Source organism: Paenibacillus sp. J22R67, assembly GCF_059692175.1.
In genome coordinates this window covers 596618-614811 of the sequence record NZ_JCAUAX010000002.1, presented here as the reverse complement: position 1 = coordinate 614811, position 18194 = coordinate 596618, and the positions used below count along the sequence as shown (strand labels likewise).

The 18194-nt window shown below is 43.1% G+C and carries 18 protein-coding genes; all 18 read left to right on the top strand.

Translation table 11 applies throughout. The annotated features are described in order from the left end of the window. The first annotated feature begins 3 nt into the window (after nucleotides 1–3). The 18 genes from yfmH (at nucleotide 4) to AC58VC_RS08775 (ending at nucleotide 18176) form a co-directional block, all read left to right on the top strand. Complete coding sequence (gene yfmH, locus AC58VC_RS08860) at nucleotides 4–1293, top strand: EF-P 5-aminopentanol modification-associated protein YfmH (protein ID WP_497368461.1); 1290 nt, start codon at nucleotides 4–6, stop codon at nucleotides 1291–1293. Continuing rightward, a complete protein-coding gene (ymfI, locus tag AC58VC_RS08855; protein ID WP_497368460.1) occupies nucleotides 1290–2045 on the top strand; it encodes an elongation factor P 5-aminopentanone reductase in 756 nt (251 codons plus the stop codon). Before yfmH ends, ymfI begins: the two co-directional genes overlap by 4 nt. A gap of 93 nt (nucleotides 2046–2138) precedes the next feature. Then, nucleotides 2139–2390, top strand: coding sequence for a DUF3243 domain-containing protein (locus tag AC58VC_RS08850; protein ID WP_497368459.1), 252 nt, complete (start codon nucleotides 2139–2141; stop codon nucleotides 2388–2390). 91 nt (nucleotides 2391–2481) lie between these two features. After that, nucleotides 2482–3333 carry a hypothetical protein gene (locus tag AC58VC_RS08845; protein ID WP_497368458.1) on the top strand — a complete coding sequence of 284 codons (852 nt, stop codon included), beginning with the start codon at nucleotides 2482–2484 and terminating at the stop codon, nucleotides 3331–3333. Between the two features lie 120 nt (nucleotides 3334–3453). Then, nucleotides 3454–4197 carry a DUF3388 domain-containing protein gene (locus AC58VC_RS08840; protein ID WP_407945395.1) on the top strand — a complete coding sequence of 248 codons (744 nt, stop codon included), beginning with the start codon at nucleotides 3454–3456 and terminating at the stop codon, nucleotides 4195–4197. A 49-nt stretch (nucleotides 4198–4246) separates the two neighbouring features. Further along, nucleotides 4247–5125 (top strand): helix-turn-helix domain-containing protein, encoded by an 879-nt coding sequence (locus AC58VC_RS08835; RefSeq protein WP_497368457.1) that lies wholly within the window; start codon nucleotides 4247–4249, stop codon nucleotides 5123–5125. 146 nt (nucleotides 5126–5271) lie between these two features. Further along, nucleotides 5272–5763 carry a YajQ family cyclic di-GMP-binding protein gene (locus AC58VC_RS08830; protein ID WP_145656345.1) on the top strand — a complete coding sequence of 164 codons (492 nt, stop codon included), beginning with the start codon at nucleotides 5272–5274 and terminating at the stop codon, nucleotides 5761–5763. Between the two features lie 128 nt (nucleotides 5764–5891). After that, complete coding sequence (gene rimO, locus AC58VC_RS08825) at nucleotides 5892–7220, top strand: 30S ribosomal protein S12 methylthiotransferase RimO (protein WP_497368456.1); 1329 nt, start codon at nucleotides 5892–5894, stop codon at nucleotides 7218–7220. After that, nucleotides 7217–7804, top strand: a complete 588-nt coding sequence (gene pgsA / locus AC58VC_RS08820; protein ID WP_145656341.1) for a CDP-diacylglycerol--glycerol-3-phosphate 3-phosphatidyltransferase — start codon at nucleotides 7217–7219, stop codon at nucleotides 7802–7804. The genes rimO and pgsA overlap by 4 nt, the downstream gene beginning before the upstream one ends. Before the next feature lie 41 nt (nucleotides 7805–7845). Next, nucleotides 7846–9096: a competence/damage-inducible protein A gene (locus AC58VC_RS08815; RefSeq protein WP_497368455.1), complete on the top strand. Its 1251-nt coding sequence runs from the start codon at nucleotides 7846–7848 to the stop codon at nucleotides 9094–9096. Between the two features lie 171 nt (nucleotides 9097–9267). Further along, on the top strand, nucleotides 9268–10314 hold the full coding sequence (gene recA / locus AC58VC_RS08810; RefSeq protein WP_497368454.1) for a recombinase RecA: 1047 nt from the start codon (nucleotides 9268–9270) through the stop codon (nucleotides 10312–10314). 78 nt (nucleotides 10315–10392) lie between these two features. Beyond that, a complete protein-coding gene (locus AC58VC_RS08805) occupies nucleotides 10393–11088 on the top strand; it encodes a regulatory protein RecX (RefSeq protein ID WP_497368453.1) in 696 nt (231 codons plus the stop codon). Between the two features lie 387 nt (nucleotides 11089–11475). Then, the gene (gene rny, locus AC58VC_RS08800; protein WP_161405788.1) at nucleotides 11476–13014 is read left to right on the top strand and encodes a ribonuclease Y; all 1539 of its coding nucleotides are present in this window, start codon (nucleotides 11476–11478) and stop codon (nucleotides 13012–13014) included. Nucleotides 13015–13132: 118 nt separating this feature from the next. After that, nucleotides 13133–13927, top strand: a complete 795-nt coding sequence (locus AC58VC_RS08795) for a TIGR00282 family metallophosphoesterase (RefSeq protein ID WP_161405787.1) — start codon at nucleotides 13133–13135, stop codon at nucleotides 13925–13927. Between the two features lie 113 nt (nucleotides 13928–14040). Next, nucleotides 14041–14301 (top strand): stage V sporulation protein S, encoded by a 261-nt coding sequence (locus AC58VC_RS08790; RefSeq protein ID WP_028558349.1) that lies wholly within the window; start codon nucleotides 14041–14043, stop codon nucleotides 14299–14301. 125 nt (nucleotides 14302–14426) lie between these two features. Then, nucleotides 14427–15368, top strand: coding sequence for a dipeptidase (locus AC58VC_RS08785; protein ID WP_497368452.1), 942 nt, complete (start codon nucleotides 14427–14429; stop codon nucleotides 15366–15368). A 205-nt stretch (nucleotides 15369–15573) separates the two neighbouring features. Beyond that, entirely contained in the window at nucleotides 15574–17322 is a 1749-nt protein-coding gene (locus AC58VC_RS08780) for a 2-oxoacid:acceptor oxidoreductase subunit alpha (protein ID WP_497368451.1), read from the top strand. Further along, nucleotides 17310–18176, top strand: a complete 867-nt coding sequence (locus AC58VC_RS08775; RefSeq protein ID WP_161405784.1) for a 2-oxoacid:ferredoxin oxidoreductase subunit beta — start codon at nucleotides 17310–17312, stop codon at nucleotides 18174–18176. Before AC58VC_RS08780 ends, AC58VC_RS08775 begins: the two co-directional genes overlap by 13 nt. The last annotated feature ends 18 nt before the right edge of the window (nucleotides 18177–18194 follow it).

The window sequence follows — 18194 nt, the reverse complement described above, 5'->3', positions numbered from 1 at the left end:
GCCATGAAAGTTATTCCTTATCCACACCTGGGTGAAACGATTTATCACGAAGTGCTCGATAATGGGCTTCATGTGTTTGTTCTGCCCAAGGAAGGTTTCCAGAAAACCTATGCGACATTCACGACGCAGTATGGTTCTATAGATAACGATTTTCAAGTTGAAGGTAAAGAAGCTGTTCAAGTTCCCGATGGTATTGCCCATTTCCTTGAGCACAAAATGTTTGAAGAACCAGAAGGCGATATCTTCGCCACTTTTGCTTCAAATGGGGCTTCAGCTAACGCTTTCACCAGCTTTGACCGAACAGCGTATTTGTTCTCGTCTACAGACAATTATTTAACAAATTTGACGACATTAATTAACTTTGTGCAAAATCCTTATTTTACAGATGAAAATGTGGAAAAGGAAAAAGGGATTATTGGTCAAGAAATCAAAATGTACGAAGATAATGCGGATTGGAGAAGCTATTACGGATTAATTGAATCCTTATATGCCAAGCATCCTATTCATATTGATATCGCGGGGACCGTAGCCTCGATTGCCAAAATTACAAAGGAAACTTTGTATGAGTGCTACAACACCTTCTACCACCCGAGCAATATGAGCTTGTTTGTTGTTGGTGGAGTGAATGCTGAAGAGGTAATTGCACTTGTCAAAGAAAACCAAGCCGGCAAAAAGTTCCCGCCGCAAGGCGACATCAAACGGTTCTTCCCAGAAGAGCCAGTAGAAGTGAAGGAAGCGCGCAGAGTTACCTTGCTTCCAGTATCGATGCCGAAATGCTTAATTGGCTTCAAGGAGCAGGCGCCAGCCGTAAAAGGCAAAGATTTGCTAATCAGAGAATTAACGACGAAATTAATGCTGGATGTTCTATTCAGCTCAAGCTCTGATATCTATCAAGCGCTTTATGATGAACAGCTCATTTCTGATAATTTCGGCCATGAATATAATTGCAGCGATGGTTATGCCTTCTCTATCCTTGGTGGTGATACCAAAGATCCTGATCAACTTATTGCCCGTATTCGTGAAGAAGTTGAAAAGCGGAAGAGCTCAGGGCTTGATGAGGTTACATTTGAACGCAGCCGCAAGAAGAAAATCGGTAATTTCCTACGCATGATGAATTCTCCGGAATCTATTGCGAATGAGTTTACGAAGTATCGGTTTAAAGGAATTGATTTGTTTGACATTTTGCCCGTCTATGAGCAAATTACGCTTAATGATGTTAATCAACGATTCAGGGAGCATTTTGATTGGAGTAAGCTTGCTATTTCGATAGTCCAAAGTCGTGAGAAGTCGTGACCTTTTCCAAGCCTTTTAGTGAGCAAACGGTTCTCATCACGGGAGCCAGCCGAGGGATTGGAGCAGCCATTGCTGAGCGTTTCGCCGCGGTAGGGATGAAAGTGGTCATCCACTACCGCGACTCTCATGAAGCGGCGAACGAGGTTGCCAGAACTTGCATGAAGCATGGTGCGAAGGTATTGACCGTGTCTGCGGATGTCAAATCCCGTGCACAAATCATGTTGATGAAGGAAAAGCTGGAGCAGAAAGAAATGATTCCTGATATCATTGTGAATAACGCTGGCATCGCGCATTATGGGCTGTTGTCAGATGTAAGCGAAGAAGAATGGGATAATGTCATGGACGTTAATCTAAAGGGAGCTTTTCTCTGTTCTCAAGCTTTTATGAAGACAATGATTTCCCAAAAATATGGTCGAATTATTAATGTGTCATCTATTTGGGGGATCTCAGGAGCATCCTGTGAAGTTGTATATTCAACGGCCAAAGGTGGATTGAATGCGTTCACTAAGGCATTAGCTAAAGAGCTTGCTCCATCTGGTGTGACGGTGAATGCCGTTGCGCCTGGCGCTGTAGAGACAGAGATGATGTCCGGGTTCCAAAGTGAGGAGCGGGACGCGATTGCCAGCGAAATTCCGGCCGGGCGCTTTGCAATGCCTTATGAAGTGGCTTCGCTCGTTTATTTCTTGGCACTTCCTGAATCCGGCTATATCACGGGTCAAATTATAAGCCCTAATGGTGGATGGCTAACTTGATGTCATTGTAAGGAGCACGCATAATTCTAGCGGGAGAAGCGAATATTACTTATGTAATAACCATCTCTCATAACTCAAAGGAGGCTTCTTACAATGGCTACAGTACTTAAAGTATTTGACAAGTGGAAAGAGTTTCTGGCTGAACGTGTTAGTCAAGCTGGACATGCAGGGATGAGTGAGGAAACCATCTCGAAACTCGCTTTTCAAATTGGTGAATTCCTAGCTGATAAAGTTGATCCGGAAAATGAGCAGGAACGTGTGCTCAAAGAGCTGTGGGATGCAGGGGATGAGCAGGATAAACGTACCCTTGCCCGCCTCATGGTAAAATTAGTGGACAAAGGTTAATAAGCGTTTTACAATTCAATAGGGTACTATGTGAAAGCCTCCTCTTTCGGAGGCTTTTGCACGCTTTCTTAGGTAGAAAGGAATCGAATTTATGATTATCAAACGTTCTATGCTTATGTTTTTGCTCTTATCTTTCATTGTTGCTGGTTGTGGAAATCGAGGAATTCCTGTCATTAAGCAGGAGTTATTGGATAAGAAATTGTCTGTCTTGATGCTTTCGAGCGTTAACTTATCTCCAACCGCTAAGCAGTCCGTAGGGAGTGCGCTCCAAAAGTGGCGAGATGCCAATTTTATTGCTTATGATTGGATTAACGATTTGAGTGCCGTGGATGATCGTGTGCTCACGAAATTGAAAGCAAGCTCGTACGATTACATATATGTTATCGGCAACGATTTGTTCCCATCGGCAAATGGGGTGATTCAGCAAGGCCTTAATCCGGGTAAATGGACATTATTACAGAGTCAGCTGGATGTTAACGGGAGTGCGACATCAGCCATTGATCAAGCATCTTTCCTGCAAATTGATTCTCAGCAGATTGAAAACTTGAAGAACCAATGGATTCAAAATCTTTTAGCTCAGAATGTCACTGTTGAGTGGGTAACGCGAAGTGATCGCCCAATTCCTTCCGCATGGGCACCCTCCGAAGAAGCGGATCATATTGTATTGCTTGATAATAATGAACAATGGTTCCAACAATTAGCCTTTCAAACAAAACAGCATTTTGCTACTTGGATTATTTTCTATTCTCCCGTAACAGAAGCGCAGCTGCAAAGAGCAAAAACGCTAGGCGTATCTGCAATGGATGTCTCTAATTCATTATCTGCTGAGCTTAACTGGCCGCAAATTTTAGATAATCGGCTTCTTACAATGACGAATAAGTCATGGCAGAAAGGTCCCTTGAACTATAATGAAAAAGAGCTTACTGAACTTAAAATGAAATAAATTAATGCCGTTTTATAGAAGGAAATTGGCGAAATTTGTAGAATTTATTTAAAGAGCTAATAAAAGGAACGTTACAGATATTGCGATGAGGTGGAAGGATTGGACGTAAAAGAATGGTACATGGAGTATAAGATTCACAAAAACCGTCCCGGGTTATTAGGGGATATCGCTTCCTTGATGGGGATGTTGGATATTAATATTGTGACCATTAACGGGGTTGAAGATCGTACGCGTGGTATGCTTCTACAAACCAATGATGAAGAAAAAATTGACTTAATGGGTAAAATGCTGAGAAAAGTAGATAATATTACTATTACGGCATTGCGTCCTCCTAAGCTCGTTGATATTTTGGCTGTACGTCATGGTCGTTATATTGAACGGGATTCGGACGATCGCAAAACGTTCCGTTTTACACGTGATGAGCTAGGGTTATTGGTTGATTTCCTCGGTGAGGTTTTCAAGCGAGACGGAAACCATGTGATTGGGCTTCGCGGCATGCCTCGCGTTGGCAAGACGGAGTCGATTATTGCAGGAAGCGTATGTGCCAACAAACGTTGGACATTCGTCTCTTCCACATTACTTAGACAAACGGTTCGCAGCCAATTATCTGAAGATGAGATGACCCCTAATAATGTGTTCATTATTGACGGAATCGTCTCCACGATTCGTTCGAATGAGAAGCATCATAGCCTCTTACAGGATATTATGGCGATGCCTTCGACTAAGGTAATCGAGCATCCGGATATATTTATTCGCGAATCGGAATACACTTATAATCACTTTGATTATATTATTGAGCTTCGTAACAGCCCCGATGAGGAAATCAATTACGACTCATTTACGTACACGTCCGAACCATTTTAAGGTTTGTAACGTCATTAACTAATAAGATTCCCGTGAGGAGGTGACCATTATGTCTGATCTTGGATACATTTTACGCAAGACACGATTGGAAAGAAAGATTTCGCTTGACGATTTGCAAGAAGTTACGAAAATTCGTAAACGTTACCTTGAAGCCATTGAAGAAGGAAACTATAAAGTGTTGCCAGGAAGCTTTTATGTACGAGCTTTTATCAAAAGCTATGCAGAAGCGGTAGGGCTTGATCCAACTGAAGTGCTGAATATGTACCAGACAACGAATCCTTCTCCAGTCGTGGAAAAACCGGTAGTAGAAACAATTCGTAAGAATCGAACAAGTGTTCGTAATACGGAGAAAATGAGCCGCTGGGCTTCAAGCGTCATGTTTATTTGTTTTATTTTGCTCATTTTCGGAATTGTGTACTATTATACATATAAGAATTACAAGGGAACACCGGCAGAGGAAAAGCCTGCTCAAACGCAGTCTCCGAGAATTACGGATACCACGAATCCCGGGGCAGGAACGACTCCGACAACTTCAACGAATGCCTCCAGTGAAGGTAAAGTGGAACCTCTTCCGACCCCAACACCAGCACCAACACCAACGCCACCAGCGGTACAGGTTAAATTTAGCAGCAATGAAAAAGGTGTAGATAACTACATAATTACTGGTACTGCAAATTTGAACATTCAGATGAAAATAAACGGTTCCTGCTGGATTCGAGTTGATGCTCTTACAGATGGGGGCGGCAAGGACATGTTAAGACAAAAGCTTTACAAAGCAGGCGATACGGACGTCTTCGATTTGACAAGTTCCGCCTATCTGAATGTAGGGGCAGCAAGTGCCCTAGAGCTTACTGTGAATGGCACCGTGGTTCCAGTTGGTGATACGCCTAATCCAAAGCGTGTACAGCTGAATTTGCAAAAAAACTAGCATTTTGGCAGTTCCTGCGCTTTCCCGGGTAATGAAATAATTTCCTCAAGAGACATCCTAGGCCGTGGGGCTGCGGGATGTTTCTTTTTATAAAACTTCTTGCTATAATGCTATTGTAATTTGATGGAAAGGGTGTTTGGTCTAAGATGAGTTCAGAAAGTTCGTTTGATATTGTATCCAAGGTGGATATGCAGGAGCTAAATAACGCGATTCAGCAGGCGGAAAAAGAGATTGCAACCCGCTTTGATTTTAAAGGCAGCAAAAGCAGCATTAAGTTAGATAAGGATCAATTAGTCGTTACTTCAGATGACGAGTTTAAGCTTCAGAATGTCCTTGATATTCTACATGCCAAAATGACGAAACGCGGGATCTCGATCAAAAATCTCGATTACAGCAAGGTTGAACCTGCTGCCAGCTCAACTGTAAGACAGAAAATCAGCATGAAACAAGGTGTGGATCAAGAGAATTCGAAAAAAATCAACATCCTGATTCGTGATTCTAAGCTTAAGGTGAAAACGCAAGTACAAGGAGATCAAATTCGGGTAACGGGCAAGAGTCGCGATGATTTGCAGGCAGTTATCGCTCTGCTGCGCAAGGCGGATATTCCTCTTGACTTACAATTTGTAAATTTAAAATAGGCATACATACTATGTTATTGAAAGAGAAGCCCCCCTGTAGCAAGGGGGTTTTTACATTTTGACACCCTATAGGGCTTGTATTATACTTGTATGGAGTGTTTTTAGGACTATTGGAGGTTGTTTCTTTCATGACAGAAAAGGTTAAAGTAGTTACCCTCGGATGCGAGAAGAATATGGTCGATTCCGAGATTATGGCTGGATTAATACATGGGCGTGGTTTTCAGCTTGTAGATAACAAGGAAGATGCCACTGTCATTATCGTGAACACTTGCGGGTTCATTGATGCAGCGAAAGAAGAATCCGTTAATACAATTTTGGATATGGCAGAACTGAAAGAAACAGCAAATCTCAAAGCGCTTATCGTATCAGGTTGCTTAACACAGCGTTACAAAAAGCAATTGCTCGACGAGATGCCAGAGATTGACGGGATCGTGGGAACGGGAGATTTTGATAAAATCAATCATATCGTTGACGAAGCTCTGCGCGGGAAAAGACCGGTTCTTGTTGGGAATCCGGTATTTAACTATGATGCGGACCTGCCGAGGCTTGTTACTACGCCTAGATATACAGCGTACGTAAAAATTGCCGAGGGCTGCGATAATGCCTGTACATTCTGCAGTATTCCGATCATGCGCGGCAATTTCAAGAGCAGAAGCATGGATTCCATTGTTTCGGAAGTAGCTAACCTGGCTTCACAAGGCGTGAAAGAGATTAGTTTAATTGCTCAGGATTCTACGAATTATGGCACGGATTTATATGATAGCTTCATGCTCCCTACACTTTTGAATAAAGTAAGCGAAGTAGAAGGCATTGAGTGGGTTCGCCTGCACTATGCTTACCCTGGCTTCTTTAGTGACGAGTTAATTGAAGTTATGGCGACGAACCCGAAAGTATGTAAATACATTGATATGCCACTACAACACAGCGAAGATTCCATTCTTAAACGTATGCGTAGACCTGGCCGTCAAAAAGATACTCGTGAGTTGGTTCGTAAAATTCGTGAATCGATCCCGGATGTTGCGCTTCGGACCTCGCTTATTGTAGGTTTCCCGGGAGAAACTGAAGAAGATTTCGAGAACTTGAAGCAATTTGTTCGTGATGTTCAGTTCGATCGTCTAGGTGTTTTTGCATATTCCAAAGAAGATGATACACCAGCAGCACGTTTACCGAATCAAGTGCCTGATGAAGTGAAAGAGTATCGTGCGAATGCGATCATGGAAATCCAAAGAGAAATTTCAAATATCCGCGGCGGACGCCGTATCGGTCAAGAAATCGATGTGTTGATTGAACGGTACGATGGTAGAAGTGATGTGTATATTGGTCGTTCTCAATTTGATGCTCCAGAGATTGATGGAGAAGTATTCGTATCGAATGGTAAGCTTACGATCGGTGAACTCGCCAAAGTTCGCATTACCCACTCTTATGAGTTTGACTTATCTGGGGAGGTAATTGCATGAACCTGGCCAACCGCATCACCGTGGCGAGGATTTTACTAGTACCAATCATCATGTTTTTCCTGTTGATTAAGGTAAAATTCCCTCATATACGGATAGAGGAGTTTAGCATTACGTATAATCAAATTATTGCTGCATTGATTTTCATTATTGCAGCGAGTACAGATAGTTTAGATGGTTATATTGCACGAAAACGCAATTTAGTAACCAATTTAGGCAAGCTGCTTGATCCCCTGGCGGATAAGCTGCTTGTTACGGCTGTGCTCGTTTCACTAGTGGAAATGGATAAAGTAGATGCTTGGATTGTCATAGTCATAATCAGTAGAGAATGGGCTGTAACAGGTCTTCGCCAAATTGCTCTGCTGGAGGGCACTGTGATGGCGGCTAGTAAGTGGGGAAAAGCAAAGACGGCAGCTCAGATTACAGCCATCATAGCGCTACTTATCAATAATTTTCCGTTTACGTTTGTGGACTTCCCTTTTGATGTAATAGCAAGTTGGGCAGCGGCCATCATTACGGTCTACTCAGGAATCGAGTATTTTGTGAAAAATAAACATGTCATAGACTTTTCAGAAAAGACACAATAGGGCAACCTATTGGTTTTTTTCTATTCTAGGAGGATGATTGGATGAAAGCAGAAATCGTTGCTGTTGGAACAGAGCTCTTGCTTGGACAAATTGTAAATACGAACGCTCAATTTCTTTCCAGAGAGTGCGCCGCGATTGGCGTGGACATTTATTTCCAGACAGTAGTTGGCGATAATGAACAGAGACTGTTGGAAAGCCTCAAGTTAGCCGCCTCCAGAGCCGACGTCGTCATTTGTACAGGCGGACTGGGTCCTACGCAGGACGACCTAACCAAAGATGTCCTAGCGGCGTATGTAGGCCGTCAGTTGATCATTCATGAGCCGTCGATGAACGCGATTACACAAATGTTTCAATCTCGCGGGATACATATGGTAGAAAGCAACAGGCGCCAAGCGTTAATGCTCGAGGGCAGCGATCCCTTACATAACGAAACAGGGCTAGCAGTAGGCGTAGCATTCACGTTTGAAGGAACTCATTTCATCCTTCTGCCTGGACCGCCAAAAGAAATGAAGCCCATGTTTACCAAATATGCGGTTCCTTGGCTGCACACAATTATGAAAGATGAAGTTCCGCTGTATTCCAAAATGCTCAAGTTTGCCGGCATCGGTGAATCTAATTTAGAGCATCAATTAATTGACTTGATTCAAGCTCAATCGGACCCAACCATAGCTCCATATGCCAAAGAAGGCGAAGTGACGATTCGTTTAACGACTCGTGCACATTCCGCAGAAGAGGGCGAACGCAAATTATTTGCGACTGAGCAAGAAATTAGAAGCCGTTTAGCTCAGCATATTTATGCGGATCAAGACGTTCCGATTGAAACAATTGTTGTGAAAATGCTGGATGAACGCAAGTTATCACTTGCTGTAGCTGAGAGCTGTACAGGTGGTTTGCTCAGCGATTTAATAACTTCAATCCCAGGGAGTTCGAACTCCTTTCTAGGCGGAATTATCTGTTATTCCAATGCGCTGAAACACAAGCTTCTCGGTGTTCCGATGGAGGTACTGGAAGGCGAAGATGCTCCAGGTGCTGTTAGCAGCGAGACAGCGGTTATTTTAGCGGAAAACTTGCTGACGACAACTGGAAGTGATTTCGGCATCTCCGTTACTGGCGTAGCGGGTCCTGGCACGTCTGAAGGGAAGCCTGTTGGGCTTGTTTATATCGGCTTTGCGCAAAAAAACGCAGAAACCCAAGTCATTACGCTGCAGCTTTCCGGTAACCGGGAATCGATTAAACATAGATCCGCGAAGAGCGCACTCTACCATCTTTGGAAACAGTTGAAAGAAAGCTAGAGTTCGCATATAATGAAAGAAGTGTTAACGGAAGAACCGTAACAAAGCGATAACTTTGTTGCGGTTTTTTGTTTGTTCGCGAAAAAGTCGAATGTATGTTCGAAAAAGTACTTGGCAAACACCCCGAAACAAGTTATCATATACCTATAATGATAGAAGGAAGTGAGTGTTTTGACAGACCGTCGCGCAGCACTTGATAATGCATTACGACAAATTGAGAAACAGTTCGGTAAAGGCTCCATCATGAAGCTTGGAGAATCAACGCATATGCAAGTTGAAACGATTTCAAGCGGAGCGTTAGCCCTTGATATTGCTCTTGGAATAGGTGGATTCCCACGTGGAAGAATTATTGAAGTATACGGACCTGAATCCTCAGGTAAAACAACAGTAGCTTTACATGCTATCGCTGAAGTTCAAAAGGTTGGCGGACAAGCTGCATTTATCGATGCAGAGCACGCCTTGGATCCTTCTTATGCAAGTAAGCTGGGCATTAACATAGATGAGCTGTTGCTTTCTCAACCAGATACAGGTGAGCAAGCACTTGAGATCGCTGAAGCGCTTGTAAGAAGCGGCGCAGTAGATATTATCGTTATTGACTCTGTAGCGGCATTAGTACCTAAAGCGGAAATCGAAGGCGAGATGGGAGATTCTCACGTGGGTCTACAAGCACGTTTGATGTCTCAAGCACTTCGTAAGCTTTCAGGTGCGATCAATAAATCGAAGGTTATTGCGATTTTCATCAACCAATTGCGTGAGAAAGTCGGCGTCATGTTTGGAAACCCGGAGACAACTCCTGGTGGCCGTGCACTGAAGTTCTATTCCTCTGTTCGACTCGATGTTCGTCGTATAGAAACTATCAAGCAAGGTAATGACATGGTTGGTAACCGTACGAGAATTAAGGTTGTTAAGAATAAAGTAGCGCCTCCGTTCAAACAGGCGGAAGTGGATATTATGTACGGTGAGGGAATTTCACGCGAAGGCAGTATCATTGATATCGGGACAGAGATGGATATCGTGAACAAAAGCGGAGCTTGGTATTCCTATGAAGGCGAGCGCTTAGGCCAAGGTCGTGAAAATGCCAAGCAATTCTTGAAAGATAACAAAGCCATTGCGGAAACGATCGAACAAAGAATCCGTGGGAACAGTAATTTGATTGTTGCTGTTGGACCAAATCTTGACGACGAGGAAGACGATGAATTAGAAGCGGCTTTCGAGTAAGATTCGAATATATCATATCGTGAAAGCACCTTAACCCTTAGGTTAGGGTGCTTTCGTGCATGAAAGGGGCTGGAAAGCTTGGAGCAGGAACAGGAAGAGCAACAGATTTCCATTATCACATTAGTAGAGAAGCAGAAGCGGGGGAAGCACCGCTATAATATATTTTTGAATGAAGAGTACGCTTTTTCAGTACATGAAGACATTCTAATTAAACATCGGTTAGTCAAAGGAGAGAGCGTACACTTACAAGAGTTAGAGAAGATTATTCAAGATGAAGAACAGAATAATGCCTATATAAAGGCTATACGCGTTATTGGCCGGCGACCGCATTCATCGAGTGAATTGAAACGCAAGCTCAAAGAATCAGGTTATGAACCATCCATTATTGACTGGGTAATTGATAAATTAGCTTCGCAAAATTACCTTAATGATGAAGAATTTGCCAAAATGTGGACGGACAGTCGGATCATTTCTCAAAAGAAAGGTCGTAACCTCGTTCGTCAAGAGCTACAGCAAAAAGGCATCGACAAAGAGTTCGTTAAACATGCCATGGAGAACATCAATCCTGAGGATGAAATTGCTGGAGCTATGAAAATTGCTCAAACGAAATGGAAGCAAACTTCAGGCGAAACTTTTGACAAGAAAAGAAAGACGGCCGCATTTCTAATGCGTAGAGGTTTCACAGGAGCTGTAGTGACTAAGGTATTAGGACAGCTAAGCAGCGGGTCGAGAGATGAAGACTTTGAGATTCTTGAGGATTCTTTCGATGATTAATATTGTTAAATATTGACTGTAATTCGTTAATATCATTAAGGAATAAAGGAGTAAGGAGTTGGGCAAGATGATCTTCTCGTGGACTATCGCTTGACAAGCTTCTTCGACAAAAGATAAAATAACAGTGTATATTTTCATAATGTATTCAAAATCATACTTATTTCATTGATTTTGAGAGGACAGATGTAAAAACCGCCAATTTTTACACTGTTGATTATGGATTATTAGCACTATAGTGCCTCTAACGCACAGTGCGCATTCATTTAAAAGCCATACTCTTTTTATTTTGGGGTATGTATGACTAGTCAAACAATTAAAAATCGGATTAAAAAACCGAACGGAATCCCAGGCTAACACCTTGGAGAAACCAACGAGGAGGTGAACAAGATGACTTTCATCTGGATCGCGATCATTCTCATTGTTGGAGCTGCATGCTTAGGGATTGGTTATTTTATCCGTAAATCTCTTGCAGAAGCGAAAATTTCCAGTGCTGAAACAGCCGCTGAGCAGATTAGAGAAGCTGCTAAGAAAGAAGCCGAAGCACTGAAAAAGGAAACGGTTCTGGAAGCGAAGGACGAAGTACACAAACTTAGGTCCGAAGCTGAAAAAGACATTCGTGAGCGTCGGAATGAAATTCAACGACAAGAAAGACGATTGTTGCAAAAAGAGGAATCGCTGGATAAAAAATTAGAATCTCTCGAGCGTAAAGAAGAGCAAGTTGCCAACAAAGAGAAGCGGATCGAGGATACACAAAATCAAATTGATCAGCTTTATAAAAGCCAGGTTTCGGAGTTAGAGCGTATCTCAGGACTTACAATGGAAGAAGCGAAAAGTATTATTCTTACCAATGTGGAGCAGGAAGTACGACACGAAACTGCACAGCTTATTAAAGAAATCGAACAACAGGCCAAAGAAGACGGCGATAAGAAAGCCCGTGAAATCATCACGCTCGCCATTCAACGTTGTGCCGCAGATCATGTTGCTGAAACGACAGTTTCAGTTGTTTCATTGCCAAATGAAGAAATGAAAGGCCGGATTATCGGTCGTGAGGGACGTAATATCCGTGCACTGGAAACATTAACGGGTATTGACCTTATTATTGATGACACGCCAGAAGCAGTTATTTTATCTGGATTTGATCCAATTCGTCGCGAAATTGCTCGTACATCCCTAGAGAAGCTTGTTGCCGATGGTCGTATTCATCCAGCACGTATTGAAGAGATGGTTGAGAAATCCCGTAAAGAAGTGGATGAACGTATCCGCGAATATGGGGAGCAAGCCACGTTTGAAGTTGGAGTTCACGGATTGCATCCTGACTTGATCAAAATTTTAGGTCGACTGAAATTTAGAACAAGTTATGGTCAAAACGTGTTGAAGCATTCCATGGAAGTAGCTTATCTGGCTGGTCTGATGGCCGGGGAGCTCGGGGTAGACGTAACTTTGGCGAAACGTGCCGGGCTGCTTCATGACATCGGTAAGGCGCTTGACCACGAGGTTGAAGGATCTCATGTCGAAATCGGTGTTGAGATTGGTAAGAAGTACAAGGAGCATCCAGTCGTTATTAACAGTATTGCTTCACATCATGGCGATGTAGAAGCAACGTCAGTTATAGCGATGTTAGTCGGAGCAGCAGATGCCTTATCCGCGGCGAGACCTGGAGCACGCAGGGAAACGCTCGAAACATATATTAAGCGTCTAGAGAAACTCGAAGAAATCTCGGAATCTTTTGAAGGTGTTGAGAAATCATACGCCATTCAAGCCGGCCGTGAAGTACGTGTTATGGTTCAACCTGAGAAAGTGGATGATACCGAAGCGTTCCGCCTAGCCCGCGATATTACCAAGAAAATCGAGGGTGAACTCGATTATCCAGGACATATTAAGGTTACGGTCATTCGTGAAACACGAGCTGTTGAATACGCTAAATAAGAGTAACCAATGCGAAAAGTGGCTGATACAGCCACTTTTCCTTATTTTATAGGCGGATCAATAGGTTGTATCCTAACCCTCCGCGCATCTACGTTAATAAAGGAGCTATAAATTTGTTATGAAAATTGTATTTATTGGAGATATTGTTGGATCTGTTGGACGTAAAGCACTTAAAAATGTCATGCCTCGATTAAAACAAGCGCACCCTCATGCCGTGTTCATTGCCAACGGAGAGAACGCCGCAGCGGGGAAGGGGATTACCTCAGCAATAGCGAAAGAAATCTACGAGATGGGCATTCAGGCCCTTACAATGGGCAATCATACATGGGATCAAAAAGAAATCTTCGATTTTATTGATCGGGACGAGAAAATGGTTCGTCCAGCCAACTTTCCACCTGGTACGCCAGGCAGGGGACATACGGTCATAAAAGTGAAAGATCAGGAGCTGCTGATCATCAATTTACAAGGGCGCACGTTCTTGCCGCCTATTGATTGTCCGTTCCGCAAAGTCGATGAGATCCTTGAAGCAGATAAGAAAAAGCACAAATTTATATTTGTAGATTTTCATGCTGAAGCGACTTCTGAGAAAATTGCGATGGGTTGGCATTTGGACGGGAAAGTATCAGCTGTCGTCGGCACGCATACCCATGTGCAAACGAATGATAACCGCGTATTGCCGCAAGGTACAGCTTATGTGACAGATGTAGGGATGGTTGGCCCGCGTGATGGCATTCTAGGTGTGGAACGAAATGCGGTGCTTCAGAAATTCAAAACGCAGCTGCCAGTAAGATTCGTTACAGACGAAGGGAAATGGCACTTCCATGCTGTTGTTATAGAATTGAATGATCAAACAGGCCAAGCGAAAGCCATACAGCTTATCCGTTACGATGAGGATCAAGTTTTCATGGATTAATTGTTATTTCAGAAAATTTAGAGAATTTAGATGAAATAGAAAGTCATGTTTGTGCTACCTCGAGAATATGATGATTAATGGAACTATCCATCATTCCCGAGGAGGTACTATTCATGGATGTATTAAAAGTTTCAGCAAAATCCAACCCAAACTCCGTTGCAGGTGCTTTGGCAGGTGTGTTGCGTGAGCGCGGGGCAGCTGAGCTCCAAGCTATCGGTGCAGGCGCCTTGAACCAAGCCATCAAAGCAGTAGCGATCGCAAGAGGATTTGTGGCGCCCAGCGGAGTTGACTTAATTTGTGTACCAGCCTTCACAGATATCGTGATTGACGGGGAAGATCGGACGGCCATTAAATTAATCGTTGAGCCGAGGTAATGAACGGAACCATACATATTAACCCACGTAGCCTGTTTACCTTGTAGACAGGTTTTTTATTCTACCCCAAAACCTCTGATAAGAGGTTTTTGTCTTGTTTAGCGACAGATAAGGAGGCTGCATGGATGAAGATCATGGATGGTCATTGCGATGCGTTAACGAAACTGTATGTGAATCCAAAGCTCGAATTTGGCAAGGAAGATCAGGAACTGGATGTCAGTTATCCGAGATTAAAGCAAGCGGGCGTTAAGGTGCAGTGTTTTGCCATTTATTTATCAGACTCTATTCAGCAACCTACATTTGATCATATTTTGCAGATGGTTGATATTTTTCAGCGGAAAATTGTAAGTCATTCAGGCATGCGGTTTATTCAAAATGTGAGGGACTGGTACGAAGTAGAAGCTGGAGATCAAATTGGCGCAATTCTGACACTTGAAGGTGTGGACGCTTTATCGGGCAACTTGACCCATCTAAGAATTCTATATCACCTAGGTGTACGAAGTGTAGGAATAACTTGGAACTACGCGAATTGGGCCGCAGACGGCGTCATGGAGCCAAGAAAAGGCGGTTTCACAAGAAAAGGCAAACTCATGTTAAGAGAATTAGAAACAATGGGTATAATAGCAGATGTGTCACACTTATCGACTGCAGCATTTTGGGAAATGGTTGAGGTTTATAGCAAACCTTTTATTGCTTCCCACTCCAATGCTCAGAAAATTTGTCCCCATCCAAGAAATTTATCAGACGATCAAATCAAAGCTATCATTCAATGTCAGGGACAAATTGGCCTTACGTTTGTTCCCTATTTCGTTGATAGTATGAATCTGGCTGTTCCTATCGCTGGTTTGCTTAATCATATTGATCACGTCTGCTCGTTGGGGGGAGAGAGACAAATTGGTTTCGGATCGGATTTTGATGGCATTGAGCAGTGGATCAAAGGGTTAAGGCATGCGGGTCAATACGAAAATTTAATAGAGGCGCTATGCAAAAACTATAAGGAAACACAAGTAGAGGCATTTTTGTTTGGAAATTGGCGCAATTTCATGCTCGCGAACCTTCCGAAATGAAAATTGAAAATCGATCTAATATTGATATGGATTCGATCTAAAAACTCTATCTTTTAGAATCGTTGGTACCCCTTGCATTTTGCTTCATAAAGGCATAGAATTTGGTTGACAAGTGAAAGATTTTTTTTATTGCATTATCTATTTTACTAAACAATTGAGCTTTTAATGTCTTCGAGCAGCTACAATCAAAAGGAGTGGACGTACGGTGATTAGTCAGTTATCTTGGAAAATCGGAGGTCAACAGGGTGAAGGGGTCGAAAGTACTGACCGTATCTTCTCTACTGCATTGAACCGTCTCGGTTACTATTTGTATGGGTACCGTCATTTCTCTTCACGGATTAAGGGGGGACATACAAATAACAAGATTCGCATCAGCACCAAGCCGATTCGCGCAATTTCAGATGATTTGGATATTCTGGTTGCATTTGACCAGGAAAGTATCGATTTCAACGCTCACGAGCTTCGTGACAATGGTGTAATCGTTGCAGATGCCAAATTTAACCCTGTTTTACCTGAAGGAATTAAAGCACGTCTGTTTCCAGTTCCCATTACTGCAATTGCAGAAGAACTAGGAACATCCCTATTTAAGAACATGGCCGCATCAGGAGCCTCTTGGGCATTGCTCGGTTTGCCGCTTGATGTGTTTAATAAAGCTGTTGAAGAAGAGTTCGGTCGTAAAGGTGCAGCTGTCGTTGAGAAAAACATCGAGGCTGTTCGCAAAGGTGCTGAATCCGTACTTGAATTGGCTGGTGGCCCAATCGCTGACTTCCAATTAGAGCCGGCTGACGGCATGCAAAAATTGTTCATGATAGGTAACGATGCAATCGCTCTGGGAGCTGTTGCTGCTGGCTGCCGTTTCATGCCTGCATATCCGATTACACCTGCTTCCGAGGTAATGGAATACTTGATTAAAGCACTTCCTAAATTCGGTGGTACAGTTATCCAAACAGAAGATGAGATCGCAGCTTGCACAATGGCAATCGGCGCTAACTATGCTGGTGCGCGTGCACTGACAGCTTCTGCTGGTCCTGGTCTGTCCTTGATGATGGAAGCAATTGGTTTGGCTGGTATGACGGAAACTCCGGTTGTTATCGTTGATACACAACGCGGCGGACCAAGTACAGGTCTTCCAACGAAACAAGAACAATCCGATTTGAATGCAATGGTATATGGTACGCACGGTGAGATCCCGAAAATCGTATTGTCCCCAAGCACGATTGAAGAGTGCTTCTACGATACAATTGAAGCTTTCAACTTGGCTGAGAAATACCAATGCCCAGTTATTCTGATGACTGATCTTCAGCTTTCCTTGGGTAAACAATCCGCTGAAATGCTGGACTACAACCGTATCGTCATCGATCGCGGTGCTCTGGTAACAGAAGCTCCTGAGCTAGAAGCAAATCAGTTGTTCAAACGTTATGAGTTCACAGAGAATGGCGTTTCTCCACGTGTCATCCCAGGCGTTAAACATGGTCTTCACCATGTAACTGGGGTAGAGCATGATCAAACAGGTCGTCCTTCAGAGAGCACAGAGAATCGTCAAAGAATGATGGATAAACGTCTTGAGAAGTTGAAACACATTCAAGTAACAGATGCAATCAAAGCTGATGCTCCTCATGAGAACCCAGATCTTTTAATTATCGGTATGGGATCCACTGGCGGTACGATTGATGAAGCAAGACGCCGCGTTGAACTAGAAGGCATCAAAACAAATCACGCGACTGTACGCTTGATTCATCCGTTCCCAGCTGAACAGCTGAGACCGCTTGTTGAGAAAGCAAAAACAGTTATCGTCGTTGAAAACAACGCTACTGGTCAATTAGCTGATCAAATTAAACTGCATGTTGGTCATGCAGATAAAATCAAAAACGTTCTGAAGTACAACGGTAATCCGTTCCTTCCAGCAGAAATCGAACAAAAATGTAAGGAGTTGACTTTAGCATGGCAACATTAAAAGACTTTCGTAACAATGTAAAGCCAAACTGGTGTCCAGGATGCGGAGACTTCTCCGTACAAGCAGCTATTCAACGTGCAGCGGCTAATGTTGGTTTAGAGCCTGAAGGCTTAGCAATCGTATCCGGTATCGGTTGTTCCGGACGTATCTCCGGTTACATCAATGCTTATGGTTTCCACGGTATTCATGGTAGATCTTTACCAATCGCACAAGGTGTGAAAATGGCTAACCGCGACCTTACAGTTATTGCTTCCGGTGGTGACGGAGACGGCTTCGCAATCGGTATGGGACACACGGTACACGCGATTCGTCGTAACATCGATGTTACTTATATCGTTATGGATAACCAAATCTACGGTTTGACAAAAGGTCAAGCATCTCCACGTAGTGCTGAAGGTTTCAAAACGAAAAGTACACCGCTTGGTACAATCGAGTCTGCTATTTCTCCGTTAGAAGTAGCTATGGCCGCTGGTGCAACATTCGTAGCTCAATCTTTCTCCAGTAACTTGAAACAGTTAACAGCTGTAATCGAAGCTGGTTTGAACCACAAAGGGTTCTCCTTAATCAACGTTTTCAGCCCATGCGTAACTTTCAATAAAGTTAACACGTATGATTGGTTCAAAGAGAACATTGTTGATTTGGATGAAATTCCTGATTATGACTACACAAATCGCGTAATGGCAATGACCAAAATCATGGAAACAAACTCCATGTTGACAGGTATCATTTACCAAAACAAAGATAAAAAGAGCTATGAAAATTCAATCCCTAGTTTCGCTAAAGAAGGACTATCGAAACAAGATCTTCAACTTTCAGAAGCAGACTTCAACAAAATGCTCACTGAATTCAAATAATGGGTTGACCTTGAGGGC